Here is a 17,912-nt window from a genome sequence, read left to right on the forward strand (position 1 = left end):
TTAGCTCTAACAACTTGAGACTGTGATAACGACAATGGCTACTACAGTCAGAGCACGATATTTTAATGGTTACCTTGGTCGATTATTTGGAGTGCTCTAATTATGGATGAGCGTTTAAGCGTTCTATTCATTGCAGATTCAGAAGAGCATCTGCTGCTAATATTGCAGGTATTACGTAGCAGTGGGTTTTATCCTAGTTGGGAATGGGTGAAAACGGCTGAGCCACTACACAGAAAAACAGCCAATCGCTCCTGGGGCGTGATTATTTTTTTAGATAATGCTCTGTCTGAATTTGATGTTTTTGCTGCACTCGCAATTATCGAACAAAACCAGCCTGATACCCCTTGTATTGTAATTTCAGCCATTTCTGGTGAACGCAGGGCTGTAGAGATCATCAAGGCAGGTGCCCATGATTATTTGCTTCAGGATGATTTAGGGCTTTTGCCAGAAATCGTGCGCAATGAAACCCGGAAAATGCAATTAGAAAGCCAACGGTTTCTGGTATCGGATAAATCGGATGGCTCCAGGAATGATCACGGAGTTACGTCTAGCGATCGCAAAGAATCTCAGCGTTTAAGGGAAGCACGGGTCGACGCTACTTTCGTTCAATCGACGGTGGGCTATGTTGAAACCAACTTGCAAACCATGGGGTTAACCTTTGTCAATCCTTACTTCTGCAAGATGATGGGCTACAGTCAAGCAGAACTATTGGGCATGGGGGTTGATGAAATTAGTCATCCTGATGATACGGAAGAATCTTTCTCAAAAATCCGCCAGTTATTTTTAAGAAAGATTGAGAGCTTCGAATTAGAAAAACGGTATCGTCGCAAAGATGGCTCGTTTTTTTGGGCTGAAATAACGGTTTATCCCCTCCATTTCCAGGAAAATCAAGTTACCCATTGTTTCGCTATTATTCAAGACATTAGCGAACGTAAAAAAGCTGAACAAGAGCGTGAGGGGTTCTTTAATCTATCTCAGGATTTATTGTGCATTGCTAGTTCAGAAGGATATTTTCTAAAAGTTAATCCTGCTTGGCAAACCACCCTTGGCCATGCACAAGATGAATTAATCGGTTTTCCCTTTATTAATTTTGTTCATCCTGAGGATCGAATAGCCACTCTAGAGGAGTTTCATCGTCTGAATTATGACAATAAGATTGGTCTCAACTTTGAAAACCGCTATCGCTGTAAAGATGGTTCCTATAAATGGCTGTCGTGGAGATCAAGCCCAGATGTAACAACAGGGGTTGTTTACGCAATTGCCCGTGACATAACCAGCATCAAGCAAGCACAGCACAAACTCCAGCACCTTAATCAAGAGTTAGAAGACAAAATCGAGGAACGAACTAAGGCGTTAATGATGACACAATCAGCCGTAGATCTAGCTGCCGATTGCGTGTTTTTAATCCGTTCAGATGGCAGTTTTCATTATGCCAATAAAACAGCCTGCGCCAAACTAGGGTATACCCAGGAAGAGTTTCGCCAGATGAACGTGTTTGCCATCAATGTAAACGTCTTTCCAGAAAATTGGGTGAAGATGTGGCAGACTCTTAAAAAAGAATCATCGCTCACCTTTGAATCTCAACATCGCTCTAAGAATGGTCATATTTATCCCGTTGAGATTAATACCAGATATCTAAATTTTGACGGTCAAGAATATTGTTTTTCGTTTGTGAGAGATATTAGTTATCGCAAATTAGCCGAAGCAACTATTAAAAAGGAAAATACGTTTCGTCAGCAAATTTTAGAAAATATGGCTGAGGGTCTTTGTGTTTGTCAACAGATAGATGAGTTTCCCTTTATTCGCCACACGATCTGGAATCGAAAAATGCAGGCGATTACTGGCTATTCGATTGAGGAAGTCAACCATCTGGGGGTTATACCCGGCTTAATTTCTAATGCGGTTGATCAAAAAAACTATGTTCAACAATATATGGAGCACCTACGTATGGACAGTGTTCCAGCCCTTGAAGAAGCTGAGATTTATCGCAAAGACGGTCAAAAACGGACGATTTCTATTTCTACCTCTGTTTTATCAGATTTTGAAGGCCATTTCACCGTGTTGGCGCTTGTACAGGACATTACCGAGCGCAAACAGAGCCAGCAAAATGCAAGTCTATTGGCTGCTGTGGTTGAATCAACTGACGATGCCATCATCACCACAAACTTGGATGACATTATCACCAGTTGGAACTCAGCGGCTGTAAATTTGTTTGGGTATACAGAAACTGAAGCCATCGGTCAACCCATATCCATTCTCTTTCCTCCTGATCGTCTAGATATAGCGCCTCAGATTCTTGAGCGGATTACTAACGGAGAGCGTATTAAAAACTTTGAGACAATTAATCTTCACAAAAATGGAACTCCCATTAATGTCTCAGCTACTATTTCCCCATTAAAAGATGAAACAGGAAAAGTTGTAGGAGCCTCAAAAATTATTCGTGACATCACTGAGCAAAAGCGAGCTGAAGTACAACTGCGACTCACTAATGAAGAACTGATGCGTGCCACTCGCCTTAAGGATGAGTTTTTGGCTAATATGAGTCACGAACTACGCACACCCCTGAACGCTATTTTGGGTATGACCGAAAGCTTACAGAAGCAAGCTTTTGGCACAATTAATCAAAAGCAACTTAAGCCATTACAACTGATCGAACGTAGTGGGGCCCATTTACTAGAACTCATCAATGACATTTTAGATGTTGCTAAAATTGAATCTGGCCAGATGAAGCTAGATTTGCAGCCAACCATCGTTATTCTTCTCTGTAAATCCAGCTTAGACTTTGTTAAACAACAGGCCTATAAAAAAGCAATTCAAATTGAGACTAAATTTCCTCCCCATATACCTGATGTGTGGTTAGATGAGCGACGTATACGTCAGGCTTTGATTAATCTGTTGAGTAATGCCGTTAAATTCACCTCAGAAGAAGGACGAATCACCTTAGCCGTGAGCCTTCAGGGTGAGACAAAAACTCTTTTAAAAAAAGAGAATAGGACATTAGTGGAAAAAACAGTTCTCCGATTTTCTGTGACTGATACTGGGATCGGTATTGCACCTGAATATATTAGCCAGCTGTTTCAGCCCTTTATCCAAATTGATGGATCGTTAAATCGCAGATATCCAGGCACTGGTTTAGGCTTAGCGCTAGTAAAACGCATTGCTGAACTTCATGGTGGAGAAGTTGGAGTTTCCAGTCAGTCAGACATGGGCAGCTGCTTTACCATGGATATTCCGTGCGAAGTTGTTACATCTTATGATGAAGTATCGGCCATAAAAAAACAAACTGAACTCAGCGTTACCACAAAGCCAGCTCCAAAGAAAAGGGCCTCCTTAATTTTACTGGCAGAGGAAAATGCAGCAAACATTATTACAATTTCCAGTTATTTAAGAGCAAAAGGTCACCGTCTACAAATTGCAGCAGATGTGAAAAAAATTAGTAATATTGCTCAATTGACTAGCCCAGATTTGATCTTGATGGATCTCCACGTATTAGGAAATAATAGTTTAGAGATTATTCAGCAAATTCGTCTTAATTCCTATTTAAAGATTGTTCCTATCATCGCTTTGATTGATCCTTTTATAGATAACAGCCAGGATGATTACTATGATGCTGGAGTTAATCATTGCATCCATAAACCTTGTAACCTTCAACAGTTAATTGATACGATGCAAAAGCTATTGTAAAGTATGTTTACATTAAAATATTTTTGTAAACATTGCAAAAATTATATGTAATGTCAATAGATTTGAGTCAATCGTTTAGTAAATAAACGTTGATTCAGGTTTTATTTTTATATTAGGAGTAGGAGGCTAATTAATGAATGCCCCCACAGTTCTCATTATTGATGATGAGCCAGATAATTTTGACGTAATTTCAATTCTCCTAAATGATCAAGAGTATCAACTACACTACATTGGCAATGCTGCGGAAGTCATAGACTCCCTTGAGATTATTCAGCCTGATTTAATTCTATTGGATGTCATGATGCCGGGCATCAATGGTGTTGAACTATGTCGACAGATTAGGGCAGTCCCTAAATGGCAATCGATTCCAATTACCATGGTGACGGCACTGACTAGAAAAGAAGATTTGGCACGCTGTTTGAATGCAGGGGCCGATGATTTTATTAGTAAGCCGCTGAATGGTCTTGAGCTGCGAGCCAGGGTGCATTCCATGCTCCGTATTAAACACCAACATGACCATTTACAAACCTTACTCAAGTTCCGAGAGGATATGGTCCATATGCTCATCCATGATTTGAGAAATCGCCTTACAGATGTATTGCTAGGGGTAGAATTCCTTGAAATGGATGTGGAGCCTGTTATCCAGGAAAGACTGGCAAAAATCTATAAATCAGCCCAAGGATTGCAGCTTTTAATTGATGATTTACTCAAAATCGCGCTGCTTGAATCTGGCAATATACGTTTGAATCGAGCCAATGTTGACATTCGTCAACTCGTAAATGCTGTGATCAATAATTTTAGGACGATCGCAAACCAAAAAAGTCAATCTCTTATCAGTTTATTTGCAGATGACTTAGTGGATACCATTTTCATTGATGAAACCCTGATGTACCGGGTATTAGACAATCTTTTATCCAATGCGGTTAAATTTTCTCCATCTCACAGTAAGATCGTTGTGAAAGTCACAGGTTCTCAACCAGACACATTAATCATTCAAGTAATCGATTCGGGTCCTGGTGTGCCCCATAAATTGCGGCAACAGATCTTTGAAAAATATGAGATCGGCACTCTAATGCCTAACGTTTCTCAAATTGGCCTGGGGTTGGCGCTATGTAAGATGATTGTCGAGACCCACCAAGGCAATATCTTTGTCAAAAGCAATCATCCCAAGGGCTCTATTTTTGAAATTAACTTAGCTCATAACCCTGCATTTGAACCATCGCCCTAATCGTTTCGATCAATAGAAAGATCTATACTTATGATAAAAAACATTCATGGAAACTCTCTTGCTGAGAAGATCCTCATGAATGTTTCATAATCTTTCTCATGTAATCTGTCATACTAAATCAAAATCCTTAACGCTGAGTTGTTACTCACGGTTACTACTCACGTTAGTAATGATTGCTACCCTTGGTCTGTTGGAGGGTAGCAACAATATTGCAAGCATTAGGTTTATCTATTTAACTCATTAATCAGACTATACATTGTTTAATTTAAATTTACTCTTATGTTATTAAATTCTGAAAGCTCTCAGACGTCTACAGTTGGACGTCTTACAAAGATATGGGCTGCTCGTTATTTACCTGATCTTTCTATCTTATCAATTGAGAATGCTCTCTCAGTTCGCGATAAATTGCAAGGGACCGTATCAGAGCAAGGTCGTGCCTATACAGCTAATAAACTGAATAAACGTCTGGTTGAGGATCGCTGTAATCTTGCTGCTGTTAGAGCCAAAAACCTTTACTCCTTTTATAAGAACTCAGATTTGAGAAAGATAGCTAGCATCGCTAAACTTGTTAGCCGTATTTATCTCAAAATAATAGAGATGTATCAAGATCCATCGGCAATCGTTCTTTCATCATATTCCAAGCCTGATAAATCCTTTGATCAATCGTCACTAGCTGCTTGGGGGTTGCCAAAGATAGACCGGTTGGCATTAGAGCTGTCTCCTCTGTTATTAGATCTACAAGAACGGTACCGAGTTTCTCACAACTGGCAATCTGTGGGGTTTATCACAACGCAGATAACCCTTAGCAATGCTCTATTATTAGAAGAATTAACGCCTTTAGAACAAATTTTTGTTAAGTGCTACTTTAAATTTCTGGAGGAGCAGGTTTGCCTGCCTTGGCAACGCCTTTGTATAGCGGTGAGAAGGTATAGCCTGTATTCTCCGATTTTTGAGGCTGTTGAATTGATGTTATCTAGGCTAACGAGAGTTTCCACTCGGGTTTATGAACGTTGGGCCAATGCGTTTCCCCATTACATTAGCCATAGGGGTGATTTAACGGATCCCAAGGTTAGGCAGTCATCAATTCGAGATTTTGATATGTTTCAAGCATATTTATGTGTATGTTTACTGGAAGAAGATGCAACAGTTATTGAACAAGAATTGTCGGCAATTTGTCTGATTGTTTATGGGGCTTTAAATATTCCCTGGGACATGACGGTTGAAGGTACTCTTTTATTAATGCATGAAATCTCGACTCAACTGAAGCCTTATCACAAGCAAATCGCTGAGCCTTATTTGGAAATGATGACTAAAACGTTCTCTCACAGAAGGTTTGCATCGTAGGTTTGCAGGGAATGACGAAGGCAATGGATCACAGCCTCTTAAGGAACAGCAATTTCCAATAAACAAGAACTATTGAGAATTGCATCAAGACAGTTATTTTGAACTAAGTGGGCATTCAAAGTCCTGCTAGGAAAGGTTTTCAGATTTAATGCCTGAGTGTGACAGTTGAGAGGGCGGAATGTCGGTATAAACATCACCCATGAATAAGTCGTCCCTTAGAAAACTGCTGATTGGCGAATTTACCTGGAAACGACTAGTGCGCTCAGTCCTGTTTATCTACATAGTTATTGCCTTATATGTCTTCTTCCGGGCAGACAGCATGATTTTCCTACCTCCACCTGCCAGCTACCAAGACACTCAGGAAATCCTAAAAGTACCTGTCACTAATAACCAACAAATTTCAGCTCTCTATCTGCCCAATCCTGACGCCGCTTACACTCTACTCTATATCCATGGTAATGCTGAAGACCTCGGCGATATTCGTCCCATATTAGAAGACCTGCACCGCTGGGGCTTTAGCGTATTTGCTTATGACTACCGAGGTTATGGCACCAGTGATGGTAAACCTGGTGAACGTAACGCTTATCAAGACGTAAATGCTGCCTATACCTACCTGATTCAGCAGCTCAACGTACCTGCCAATCAAATCATTGCCTATGGTCGCTCTGTCGGCGGTGGCTCAGCAACAGCTTTAGCCAGCCAACAGCCCGTGGCCGGACTTATCTTAGAAAGCGCATTCACATCTGCTTTTCGTGTAGTGATTCCGTTACCCCTATTCCCTTTCGACAAATTCTCAAATCTGCCTAAGCTTAAAAAGGTCCGCTGCCCAGTGCTCGTTATGCACGGTCAGGCTGATGAAATCATCCCATTTCACCATGGCCAGAAACTATACGAAGCAGCGCCAGAACCAAAAGCATTTCTATGGGTACCCGCAGCAGGCCACAATGACTTTGCCTGGACCAGCGGCGACCGCCTGCGACAAGCATTGGTATCTTTCCAAAAACTCCTGAAAACCTAATCCGACGTGGATACCCTGCGATATTGGGCGCTATCGGTCAGGATTTCATATGAGGTAAACGATCTGGATTACTGATACTTCATCATGTAGCTCTTTGCTCAGAGTTCAGGTTCCTTGAGGAAAATCGTCATGCATCAGGCTTCTATCGAAAAAGGCAATGGGTTGCCCCCCCTGGGGGCATTGCTCAGAAACATCATGACTGCGGCTTTGTTAACCAATCCATTAGGGTATCAAGCGCTGTCGGCATCAGAGATGATGGCCAGCCAAAGCGACCTAAGCAGACATCGTCTTCTTGCTCAGACAGACTCGGCCTATGCTGAAGCCCAAAGACTGATTCGGGAGGCCCTTAAGACTCAGGCCACCGAATTAAGCTTGTCCGGGCTAGATTTGCAAACGTTGCCGCCAGAAATCAGTCAACTGTCTCAGCTACAAACGCTAGACCTGAGTTACAACCAGCTAACCACGGTACCGCCTGAGATTGGTCAGCTTTCTAGCCTGACTTATCTGAACCTGAAGATCAACCAAGTCAATCAGTTGCCTGCTGAAATTGGGCAATTGTCTAACCTGCAAGAGTTGGATCTTTGGAATAACCAACTGAGTGATTTGCCATCGGAGATTGGTCAACTCTCTCAGCTGCAAATCCTAAACGTTTGGGATAATCGGCTAAGCAGTCTGCCCGCTGAAATGGGTCAGCTCTCTAACTTGGAAGAACTCAATCTGCGGGGCAATCAACTTCATAGTCTACCGTCTGAAATGGGTCAGCTCTCTAATTTACAAGAGCTAGATCTCTCCTTTAACTGCCTGAGTGACTTACCGATAACAATCGGTCAACTTGTTACTCTGAAACAGCTAGATCTCGGCTACAACCGACTGAGGGGGGTACCGATAGACATTCGCTGGTTGAATCGTTTAGAACGCCTTTCTCTAAACCACAACCAGTTTATTAGCCTCCCAATTGAGATTACTCAGCTCTCTAATCTGAAATATCTTGATCTTGACGAAAATCAATTGAACAGCCTACCTGCTGAGATTGGTCACCTCTCGCAATTGCAACATCTAAGTCTTGGGGATAATCAGCTAAATAGTCTGCCTGCTGAAATGGGCCAGCTTGTCAGCCTAAAAGATCTGTATCTGAATAGCAATCGGCTCAGCCAGTTACCAGCTGAGATCGGTCAACTGACGCGGCTAGAACGGATTTTTCTAAATTCTAATCAGTTGGTTAATTTTCCAACTGAAATTAGCCAACTCGTGAACCTGATCGGTCTGGGTCTTTACGATAATCAACTGAGTCACCTGCCTGCTGAGATTGGCAAGCTCTCTAATTTGCAATATCTGGGGCTTTCGGGAAACCAGATTAACCGTTTACCAACTGAGATTGGCCAGCTCTCTGCTCTGGCTTATCTTTACCTGGCGAACAATCAACTCAGTCAGGTACCCTCTGAAATTGGCCAGCTGGTTTATTTATATGACCTGGATCTAAGTCAGAACCAGCTGAGTCGTTTGCCTGGCGACATGGGGCGAATGTTCAGCCTGGAAAGGCTGTCCCTTAAGGATAATCAGCTGACTAGTTTGCCAGTTGCGATCGCACAACTCCCCGAACTCCGTTCCCTAGAACTCGCAGGCAACCCCATGCCCCCTGAACTGCTGGAGCAATACTCACGCTGATTGGCCAATTTTTGTGGCTGTTCTAATAATTTGCCCGGCTAACACAGCAGCCCCAAACCCATTGTCGATATTCATCACGCCAATCCCTGCGGCGCAAGAGTTTAACATCGTCAACAAGGCCGACACCCCCCCAAAGCTGGCTCCATAACCAACACTGGTCGGCACGGCAATCACCGGGCAGTTCGCCAATCCAGCAACAACACTGGGCAATGCTCCCTCCATCCCGGCAACAACAATTAACACATCGGCCTGATCAATCACCTGCCGATTGTTCAACAACCGATGGATGCCTGCTACACCCACATCCCATAGACGGGTCACTTGAAAACCCGATAGTTCCAACGTGACTGCCGCTTCTGCTGCCGTGGGCAAATCGGCTGTGCCCGCCGTAAGAATCGCAATGTTACCGGGATATACCGCTGCAATAGTCTCTGGCTGTAGGGCACAAATGCGAGCTCGTTCGTAATAGCGCAGATTTGGCAAGGAGTCTCGCAACTGTGGATACACCTCTGGCGTAATTCGTGTCGCCATCACCACCGGATTCTCGGGCTCCATCGCTCGAAAAATTTTTATGAGCTGATCTATCGTCTTATCTTGACCCCAGATCACCTCTGGAAATCCTGTCCGCAAGGTCCGATGATGATCGATTTTGGCAAAGTCATCAACGGGTTGATAGTTCAGGTGCTTGAGTTTATCAAAGGCAGTGTCGGGGCTAACCTGTCCTTGGGCAACAGCGGTCAACAAATCGCGTAGTACAGCAGGCTGGGTCACGGTGAGAACGGAAATTTTGAAGGACGGTATTTAGGCTAGCGTTTTTTTGAAATGGTTGACGTTTGTGTCGGGGCGTTCCATGAAACATCCCACGGGTTATGGCACGTGATAATGTGGCCATGGCAATGCCTTTGGAACCCATAGACCGATGGCGGTAGACGTTCTAATTTTGACCAACGGGCCAGGGGAAGTCTCAACCTGGGTAAAACCCGTTATCCAGCAGCTGAGAAAGCGTGAGCCGGACCACGAACAGATGCGCTTTTCGGTGATGCTGTCCCCCTGCCCCCACGCATCGGGAGGCGAAACGGCTTCCCTCAAGTCCTATGCCGAGGTAGATCGCGTGCAAGGGCCAGACGCGTTTTTCCGGTTTTTGCTCACGGGCAAAACCACTGATGACTGGGACTGGCATCACCAGGGTGTGGTCGTTTTTCTTGGTGGCGATCAGCTCTATGCTGTCTGGGCGGCCAAGCGTCTGGGCTACCGTACCGTCATCTACGCAGAATGGGAACCGCGCTGGCTCAACTGGGTGGATAACTTTGGCATGATGCAGGGGGATACTACCGAGAAAGTTGCGGCTAAATATCAGCCCAAGCTGACGGTGGTGGGTGACCTGATGGCGGATGTGGAATCTGCTAGTGGCGCAGAGCTGCCCTTTAGCCCTGAAACGCAGGTAATTGGGCTGATGCCGGGGTCAAAGCCAGATAAGTTAAGGCCTGGGGTACCGTTGTCGCTTGCGATCGCACACACACTCCACCAAACCCATCCCGATCTTGAATTCATCATCCCCGTCGCCCCCACCGTCACGCCAGACACCCTTGTCACCTACGCCGACCCCACCCAAAATGCCACCGTCGCAGTCATGAACGGACCCAGTGCCCGGCTCATCACCCCCGACAATCCCGCCAACAGCGGCCTGCCCTACTTCCAAATCAAGGACGGCCCCAAAGTCTGGCTCTGGACCGACTTTCCCGCCCATGGCCTGCTTAAACGCTGCACCCTTTGCATCACCACAGTCGGAGCCAATACCGCTCAGCTTGGCTCCCTGGCTGTGCCCATGGTGGTTTTACTCCCCACTCAGCAGCTAGACGTCATGCGCACCTGGGATGGTCTTTGGGGCTTGCTATGCCAGCTGCCGGTGGTTGGCTCCTTGCTAACCACGGTGATTAATACCGTGGCGATTCAATATATCCAGCGCAATCAGAAGCGCTTTGCCTGGCCGAATATTTGGGCCAAGGAAGAGGTGGTGCCGGAACTGCTGGGACGGATTACGGCTGAGGAGGTGTGCGATCTCATTTCCACCTACCTCAAACACCCGGAACAACTGGAAGCCATGGGCCAAAACCTGCGTAACCTGCGCGGTCCATCAGGGGCCGCCAGCCGTTTCGCCCAATTAATTTTGGAAACACTCCCCGCCGATGCATTCAATCGAATTGAAACAAATCATTAACCAGGTATTAAATGTAACCATGAATACCTGTTATCTAACGGAGGCTTAATCTAAGCTACGACTGTTTAATTTTGAGTACAGCTTGATTCCTAACTACTTGCCTCCTGATTCTCCACCGATAGGAATTGTTGAGGTGCTACAAACATAATCATTTTCTAAAATACCTGTAACACAAAGGTTCTAGAACGTCACATGTCTTGACTAAGCCTTCGATTGTCATAGCCAAGATGTCGCGACTTAAGTTGATTCCCCTTACGTTTAACTGCTCAGTGTTATTTACCCAGTGACGGTATGTCTGAAATTTCGTCTATATCTCAAGATCCGTCCCCTACAACTACACCGTCTCTCGTGGTAGAAACCCGAGGATTAACAAAACAGTTTGATCGGCATGCAGCTGTTAATAACGTTGATCTCGCCATCGCAGCTGGCGAAGTTTACGGGCTGATTGGCCCCAACGGTGCCGGTAAAACCACATTGATTCGTTTGCTGGCTACGGCAGAGGAACCGACCACCGGAGAAATTCTAATTGGTGGAACCCCCCTCAAGCGGGGCCATCCCAATGCCCAGATTAAGCATCAGTTAGGGTTACTCCCTGACGATTTCCCCCTCTATGACGACCTCACCGTTGACGAGTACCTACAATACTTTGGCCAACTATACTATCTTCAAGGAACTAACCTGAAGCAGCGGATCACCGATGTACTGGCGTTAGTAAGTTTAGAAAACAAACGCCATGGGCTAATCAGTAAGCTGTCGCGAGGCATGAAACAACGCCTCAGTTTAGCCCGCACTGTGCTACATAAACCCACCCTCTTACTTTTAGATGAACCCGTTTCTGGCTTGGACCCCATCGCCCGCATTGAGTATCGTCAAACCATTAAAACTCTTCAAAAACAGGGGATGACCATTTTAATTTCATCCCATATCCTCAGTGATCTAGAAGACTTTTGTACTGCCATTGGCATTATGGAGCAGGGCCGACTGGTTCAAAGCGGTCAATTGCATACCTTATATGAACCTGCCACACAACAGCTGCTGATTTCTGTAGTTGAAAATATTGATGGGCTTGCTCGCTATTTAGAGAATCAAACTATCCCCGTAAAACAATTAGAAGATAATCAGCTAGCCATTCAATTTACCGAAGATGTCCAAGCCGCTGCTAATCTGTTGCGGCAGTTAGTTTCCGAAGGCTTTGCCATTACGGAGTTCTATCAGACCCAAGAGACCCTGGAAGATATTTTTATTCGCTCCGGCTATCAACGTACGGCTTAAGGAAAAAATCGCCCAGATGGTGGGCCGTGCTACACACCATTCCTCATTCCCCATTCCCCATGAACTGGATCAATCAAATTGGCATTTGGAACCCTCAATTTTTACGAGAGTGTCGCGGCCATCTTAAACCACGTACGGTAATAGCAACGCTGAGCATATCGGCCATATTTCAAATTTTGCTTTGTTTTCTGTTATTTCAACGTAATACAGCAGCCCCTCCATTTCATAACCCATGGCTTGATATTGGGCGCTTTTTTACCTGGGCAATTCCCTACTTTTTATTTGTCATCGGCGGATACTATATAGTCAGTGACTTGACCCAAGAAGAGAAGAAGGGAACTCTGAATTTTATTCGTCTGAGTCCACGACCTGCCCGAGAGATTCTGCTTGGCAAACTCTTGGGGGTCCCTATCGTCCCCTACTTGGTAGTACTCTCGGTTGTTCCTTTACATGTTTACGCTCTGGCTCAAATATCATCACCAGTCTCTTTCCTTTTGAGCTATTACAGCCTGTTGATTATTTCTACATTTTTATGTCTCAGCCTGGCCCTTTTAGCGGGTATTACTGGCAAGCTGCAACCCCAAAAAACATCCATAGCCATAGCCTTTTCCGGCCTTAGCCTAGTTTTGTTTGCGCCCTTTTTTATGTTTTGGAACGCAAACATTAGCTGGTATACCATCGCTGCACACTCAAGACTGTTCGATGCAAACAATCCCTTGGTATCAACGCAATGGCTATATGTCAACCTGGCTTACAATAGTTTTTTGGCCTATGGATTTACTCTGGTTAATCTGATTATTGCCATTGGTTTAGTGTGGTGCATGCTAAAACGTCTATTTCATCAACCCAAAACCACATTAATTAGCAAGCGATTGAGTTATTTGCTAACGGCTTATATCAACATACTGGTCTGGGGATTTCTTCAACATCAGGACGCTGCACAAGGCTGGGATGCATTTCTCGGTTTTGTAGTGTTGTATGGGGTCAATTTTGGCTTGATATTAACGTTGTTATTGGCCCTGATGCCTCAACGCCAACAGCTATTCGACTGGCTAACTTATCCCAAAACTAATTTAACTACGCGTCTTTGGGCTGATAAGAGTCCAGCATTCACGGCCATCGGGGTCAATATTCTGATTGCCGGTTTATTGATAGTGCCATCGTGGCTCCTGGGGGCTGAGTCATTATTATCTCCGCATTTACTAGCAGTACCCTTGAGTATTATTTTGAGCTGGTTAATTTATGCAGCGCTGACCCAAATTATCTTTACCACCCAGGTACGTAATCCAGCCCTTTGGTCAACAGGCACAATCCTGTTACTGATTATTGTGCCATTGAGCATTTTGTCTATTTTTCAGAAAGGTGATTCCCTAAATCCTCTATGGCTGTTATATCGAACATTCTTTGGCAATCTTTCATTTTATGCTGATCTTAACCCCGTATTGTTGATGGCCATTGGTTTAGGCATAGGTCTCCAAGGAATTGTTTTGGCTGCCCTATTGGTGTTGCTTCGTCACCGTTTGCAGCGGCTCAGATCTTTGATACAGGCCGTAGGGGATTAGGGTGCGATCTCAATTGAGTCTGGAAACGCTACACTACTCGGGTAATTGACAATTACCCATTGACAATTATCAACTATCAATTACCCTCCCCATGCCCTTCCAATACCCCCAAACCCGCCGCTGTGACCAAACCGACACTTACCACGGCACGGCTGTTGCTGACCCCTATCGTTGGCTCGAAGATCCAAACTCGGATGAGACGAAGACCTGGGTTGAGGCACAGAATGAGGTTACATTTGGCTATCTGCGTGAGCTACCTGCGGTGGAGCCTCTCAAAAAGCGGCTGACGGAGCTTTGGAACTATGAGCGTTACAGTGTGCCATTTAAGCGCGGTGGACGTTATTTTTACTACAAGAATGATGGCCTACAAAACCAGGCAGTGCTTTACACCCAACCATCCCTGGAAGCTGAGCCGGTTGTGCTGCTCGATCCCAATACCCTATCGACAGATGGCACTGTTGCCCTAGGCAGCATTGCCGTTAGTGAAGATGGTCGTTATCTGGCTTACAGCCTCTCTAGTTCAGGGTCAGATTGGTTGGAGTGGAAGGTGCGAGATATCAAGACAGGGGAAGATACCGCCGACCATCTACAGTGGAGCAAATTCTCAGGAGCGCTCTGGAGTCACGACAACCAGGGCTTTTTCTATAGTCGCTATGACGCACCCTTGACAGATTCTCAGTTTGAAGAGGTTAATTATTTCCAAAAACTCTTCTATCACCGTCTGGGCACTCTTCAGTCAGAAGACACACTGGTCTATGAACGTCCTGATGAAAAAGAATGGGGCTTCCATGGGCGGGTAACCCATGATGGACACTACCTGGTTATCTATGTATGGCGAGGCACTGATAGCAAGAACCTGATTTTTTATAAGGATCTTCAAGATCCCAATGGCGAAGTCATAGAGCTGATTAGCGAATTTGAAGCATCCTATAGATTAATTGACAATGACGGCACTACATTCTGGTTCAAAACTGATTTAAACGCATCCCGTGGTCGTGTCATTGCCCTTGATCTGACCCAAGGAAATGTCCCCACAGAAATTATTCCCGAGGCAGAAGAGACTTTGGACTCGGTTAGCCTGCTAAACAATCAGTTTGTTGCCAACTACCTCAAAGATGCTTACACCACTATTCAAATCTTTGATCTAGCAGGTCACCCCCTCAGAACTGTTGCGCTACCAGGTATTGGCTCCGTAGGTGGATTTGATGGCAAAAAAGAAGATACGGAAACATTTTACCAATTTTCTAGCTTTACGGTGCCTAGCCGCATCTATCGCTACAACCTGGAAACAGGAGAAAAACGCCTGTTTCGTGAAGCGGCGGTGGCGTTTGACCCCAATCAATACGAAACACAACAAGTGTTTTACACCAGCAAAGATGGCACCCGCGTGCCCATGTTCATCACCCATAAAAAGGGACTAACCCCCAATGGCCAAACGCCTACATTACTCTATGGCTATGGCGGTTTTAATATCCCCCTTAGCCCCAATTTCTCAGTGGGCAATCTAGTGTGGCTAGAGATGGGGGGCATCTATGCCGTAGCCAACCTGCGAGGCGGTGGTGAATATGGTAAAACCTGGCACCAGGCAGGTACAAAGCTGACCAAGCAAAATGTTTTTGATGACTTTATCAGCGCGGCTGAATGGTTAATTGACAACAATTATACTGCATCTGAAAACCTGGCGATTATGGGCCGTAGCAATGGCGGGCTACTGGTTGGAGCCTGCATGATTCAGCGCCCTGACCTATTTGCAGCGGCACTACCGGCAGTGGGTGTGATGGATATGCTGCGGTTTAACCAGTTCACCATTGGTTGGGCCTGGGAAAGTGACTATGGATCTCCCCAAGATCCTGAGGAATTTAAGGCACTCTATGCCTATTCGCCACTGCATAATCTAAACTCAGCCAGCTACCCATCCACACTGATTACCACCGCCGACCATGATGATCGCGTCGTGCCAGCCCACAGCTTTAAGTTTGCCGCTACACTCCAGGCGGTTCACCAGGGCGACAATCCAGTATTAATCCGCATTGAAACAAAGGCAGGCCATGGAGCTGGTAAACCAACCGCTAAGATCATTGAGGAAGTCGCTGACAAATGGGCCTTTCTAGTAAAGACCTTAGATGCAGAGGGCAAACATTTGACAGTTTAACCTGTTGCGATTTCAGCTGGTGCTAATTTAGGGGATAAATCGAGCTGTGATATTTGCTAATAGCCCAGATTTAAAGGATTAAATCCCTCCGAGGATCAGCAACGCCAATTTCAAATTATGATGCTATCGAGTGGGTGGGACATCGACTATGTCAGAATTGCAGGCCTTTCTTGAAAAGCTACACCATACCTATGCGGCAATGGAGCAGGGTGAGGTCGCAGCTTATATTCCAGAACTCTCCAAGGCTAACCCAGACTGGTTTGGCATCAGCGTTGTTACCACCGATGGCCAGGCATTTAATGTCGGGGACACCGAGCAGAAATTTACAATTCAGTCAATTTCTAAACTCTTCTCCTACGGTCTGGCGTTAGAAGATCATGGTCGAGAGATTTTGTTGAAGAAAGTGGGCGTAGAACCCACGGGTGATCCTTTTAACTCAATGATTCGGTTAGATGAAGGCTCCCATCGGCCCTATAACCCCATGATCAATGCTGGAGCCATTGCCACCACCAGTCTACTGAAGGGTGATGGCCCCACTGATAAGCTCAACAGGTTGCTCAAAATGCTTGAACGCTACACCGGGCACGACGTTTTTATTGACATGCCCACATTTATTTCAGAACGGGCTACTGGTCATCGCAATCGCGCCATGGCCCACCTGATGCTCAACTTCGGCATGATCGATAAAGATATCGATGCTGCCCTCGATCTGTATTTTCAGCAATGTGCCGTCATGGTCACCTGTCAGGACTTAGCCACCATGGCAGCTACACTAGCTAATCACGGCCAAAACCCCATCACCCAAACCCGCGCCGTTAACGAAGACTACGTTCGAGATATCCTCAGCGTTATGTACACCTGCGGAATGTATAACCGGGCAGGAGAATGGGCCTATCGAGTTGGTGTGCCTGCAAAAAGTGGTGTTTCCGGTGGTATTTTAGCAGTAATCCCCGGAAAAGCAGGTATTGCCACGTTTTCTCCCCCCATTGATGACAATGGCAATAGCGTAAGAGGCCTGCGAGTATTTGAAGCCCTATCTAAAAAATACAACCTCCACATGTTTGACCTATCCATGGGGCGATGCATATTTTGCATTTAAAATTTGTCGCTTACCATACTTAGAAATGTTGTGAACTGATCTATTAGACCGTAGCTATACAACACTTGGTTAAATTCCTTATAGGTTATGTGAGATATCTGTAGAGACTCTAGGAACAACAACAGCGTAATTGATATATTTTTCCATGGTGGTCTACCAGGGGAAAATCAAAAAGATGCGGAATAAGTGGAGTAGTACCAAAAAGAGACAAAAGCACTCAACCAAATTAAGAAAGAACAAACATAGAGAATCTGAAACAACGGCTGTTACCGCCATTGACGATACAACTACAACCGAGGCAGTAGATGAAACAGCAGAAATCATCACTGCCGAAGATGAACCTGAAGCAACAGCGACTACTGCTGTAGATAGTGAAACTGTCGACGATGAGAACGAAGCTGAAGCAATAGAAATTACTGCTGTCGATGATGAGAACGAAGCTGAGATGGCATCTGCTGCTGACGAGTCAGAATAAGGAGTGAATGCGAGTTTTTTGGTAACAAGCATCTAAAATAAGATACTTACTTTGACCCTAGCCATAGTCAGGGTTTCTTTTTACCTGAATATGAATAGTGGGTACTGGTTCCATATAGTGGGATAGCTAAAGAGAATGCTATGGATGCTGTTGAGGGATAATAGCTGCTAGCAAAGTCCCCAACCTGTGGTGTTA

General features: G+C 45.0%; 12 protein-coding genes. 11 read left to right on the forward strand and 1 reads right to left on the reverse strand.

The annotated features are described in order from the left end of the window. The first annotated feature begins 102 nt into the window (after nucleotides 1-102). The 5 genes from DXZ20_RS16950 to DXZ20_RS16970 all read left to right on the forward strand — a co-directional run bounded on the left by DXZ20_RS16950 (nucleotide 103) and on the right by DXZ20_RS16970 (nucleotide 8,939). Nucleotides 103-3,684, forward strand: coding sequence for a PAS domain S-box protein (locus tag DXZ20_RS16950; RefSeq protein ID WP_163699418.1), 3,582 nt, complete (start codon nucleotides 103-105; stop codon nucleotides 3,682-3,684). A gap of 133 nt (nucleotides 3,685-3,817) precedes the next feature. Then, nucleotides 3,818-4,912, forward strand: a complete 1,095-nt coding sequence (locus tag DXZ20_RS16955; protein WP_163699420.1) for a hybrid sensor histidine kinase/response regulator — start codon at nucleotides 3,818-3,820, stop codon at nucleotides 4,910-4,912. A 279-nt stretch (nucleotides 4,913-5,191) separates the two neighbouring features. Further along, on the forward strand, nucleotides 5,192-6,256 hold the full coding sequence (locus DXZ20_RS16960; protein ID WP_163699422.1) for a globin family protein: 1,065 nt from the start codon (nucleotides 5,192-5,194) through the stop codon (nucleotides 6,254-6,256). Nucleotides 6,257-6,455: 199 nt separating this feature from the next. Beyond that, on the forward strand, nucleotides 6,456-7,274 hold the full coding sequence (locus tag DXZ20_RS16965) for an alpha/beta hydrolase (protein WP_163699424.1): 819 nt from the start codon (nucleotides 6,456-6,458) through the stop codon (nucleotides 7,272-7,274). 129 nt (nucleotides 7,275-7,403) lie between these two features. Next, entirely contained in the window at nucleotides 7,404-8,939 is a 1,536-nt protein-coding gene (locus DXZ20_RS16970; protein WP_163699426.1) for a leucine-rich repeat domain-containing protein, read from the forward strand. Here the strand turns inward: DXZ20_RS16970 and larB are convergent. Continuing rightward, on the reverse strand, nucleotides 8,931-9,710 hold the full coding sequence (gene larB / locus DXZ20_RS16975; protein WP_163699428.1) for a nickel pincer cofactor biosynthesis protein LarB: 780 nt from the start codon (nucleotides 9,708-9,710) through the stop codon (nucleotides 8,931-8,933). The two genes, DXZ20_RS16970 and larB, sit on opposite strands and share 9 nt — an antisense overlap. A gap of 148 nt (nucleotides 9,711-9,858) precedes the next feature. Between larB and DXZ20_RS16980 the strand changes: the two genes are divergently transcribed. The 6 genes from DXZ20_RS16980 (at nucleotide 9,859) to DXZ20_RS17005 (ending at nucleotide 17,717) form a co-directional block, all read left to right on the forward strand. After that, nucleotides 9,859-11,157 carry a glycosyltransferase family protein gene (locus tag DXZ20_RS16980; RefSeq protein ID WP_163699430.1) on the forward strand — a complete coding sequence of 433 codons (1,299 nt, stop codon included), beginning with the start codon at nucleotides 9,859-9,861 and terminating at the stop codon, nucleotides 11,155-11,157. A gap of 291 nt (nucleotides 11,158-11,448) precedes the next feature. After that, nucleotides 11,449-12,429 carry an ABC transporter ATP-binding protein gene (locus DXZ20_RS16985; RefSeq protein WP_163659599.1) on the forward strand — a complete coding sequence of 327 codons (981 nt, stop codon included), beginning with the start codon at nucleotides 11,449-11,451 and terminating at the stop codon, nucleotides 12,427-12,429. 59 nt (nucleotides 12,430-12,488) lie between these two features. Then, nucleotides 12,489-13,991, forward strand: coding sequence for a hypothetical protein (locus DXZ20_RS16990; protein WP_163699432.1), 1,503 nt, complete (start codon nucleotides 12,489-12,491; stop codon nucleotides 13,989-13,991). A gap of 91 nt (nucleotides 13,992-14,082) precedes the next feature. After that, entirely contained in the window at nucleotides 14,083-16,143 is a 2,061-nt protein-coding gene (locus DXZ20_RS16995; RefSeq protein WP_163699434.1) for a prolyl oligopeptidase family serine peptidase, read from the forward strand. A gap of 148 nt (nucleotides 16,144-16,291) precedes the next feature. Further along, entirely contained in the window at nucleotides 16,292-17,242 is a 951-nt protein-coding gene (glsA, locus tag DXZ20_RS17000) for a glutaminase A (protein ID WP_163699436.1), read from the forward strand. A 145-nt stretch (nucleotides 17,243-17,387) separates the two neighbouring features. Continuing rightward, complete coding sequence (locus tag DXZ20_RS17005) at nucleotides 17,388-17,717, forward strand: hypothetical protein (RefSeq protein WP_163659592.1); 330 nt, start codon at nucleotides 17,388-17,390, stop codon at nucleotides 17,715-17,717. Nucleotides 17,718-17,912 lie beyond the last annotated feature (195 nt).

The sequence above is a fragment of the Adonisia turfae CCMR0081 genome, assembly GCF_011009555.1.
Lineage (GTDB): Bacteria > Cyanobacteriota > Cyanobacteriia > Phormidesmidales > Phormidesmidaceae > Leptothoe > Leptothoe turfae.

Coding starts and splice junctions, on each gene's coding strand:
- DXZ20_RS16965 (WP_163699424.1), top strand. CDS start 6,456: ATGAATAAGTCGTCCCTTAGAAAACTGCTGATTGGCGAATTTACCTGG.
- DXZ20_RS16970 (WP_163699426.1), top strand. CDS start 7,404: ATGCATCAGGCTTCTATCGAAAAAGGCAATGGGTTGCCCCCCCTGGGG.
- DXZ20_RS16995 (WP_163699434.1), top strand. CDS start 14,083: ATGCCCTTCCAATACCCCCAAACCCGCCGCTGTGACCAAACCGACACT.
- DXZ20_RS16950 (WP_163699418.1), top strand. CDS start 103: ATGGATGAGCGTTTAAGCGTTCTATTCATTGCAGATTCAGAAGAGCAT.
- DXZ20_RS16960 (WP_163699422.1), top strand. CDS start 5,192: ATGTTATTAAATTCTGAAAGCTCTCAGACGTCTACAGTTGGACGTCTT.
- DXZ20_RS16985 (WP_163659599.1), top strand. CDS start 11,449: ATGTCTGAAATTTCGTCTATATCTCAAGATCCGTCCCCTACAACTACA.
- glsA (WP_163699436.1), top strand. CDS start 16,292: ATGTCAGAATTGCAGGCCTTTCTTGAAAAGCTACACCATACCTATGCG.
- DXZ20_RS16990 (WP_163699432.1), top strand. CDS start 12,489: ATGAACTGGATCAATCAAATTGGCATTTGGAACCCTCAATTTTTACGA.
- DXZ20_RS16980 (WP_163699430.1), top strand. CDS start 9,859: ATGGCGGTAGACGTTCTAATTTTGACCAACGGGCCAGGGGAAGTCTCA.
- DXZ20_RS17005 (WP_163659592.1), top strand. CDS start 17,388: ATGGTGGTCTACCAGGGGAAAATCAAAAAGATGCGGAATAAGTGGAGT.
- DXZ20_RS16955 (WP_163699420.1), top strand. CDS start 3,818: ATGAATGCCCCCACAGTTCTCATTATTGATGATGAGCCAGATAATTTT.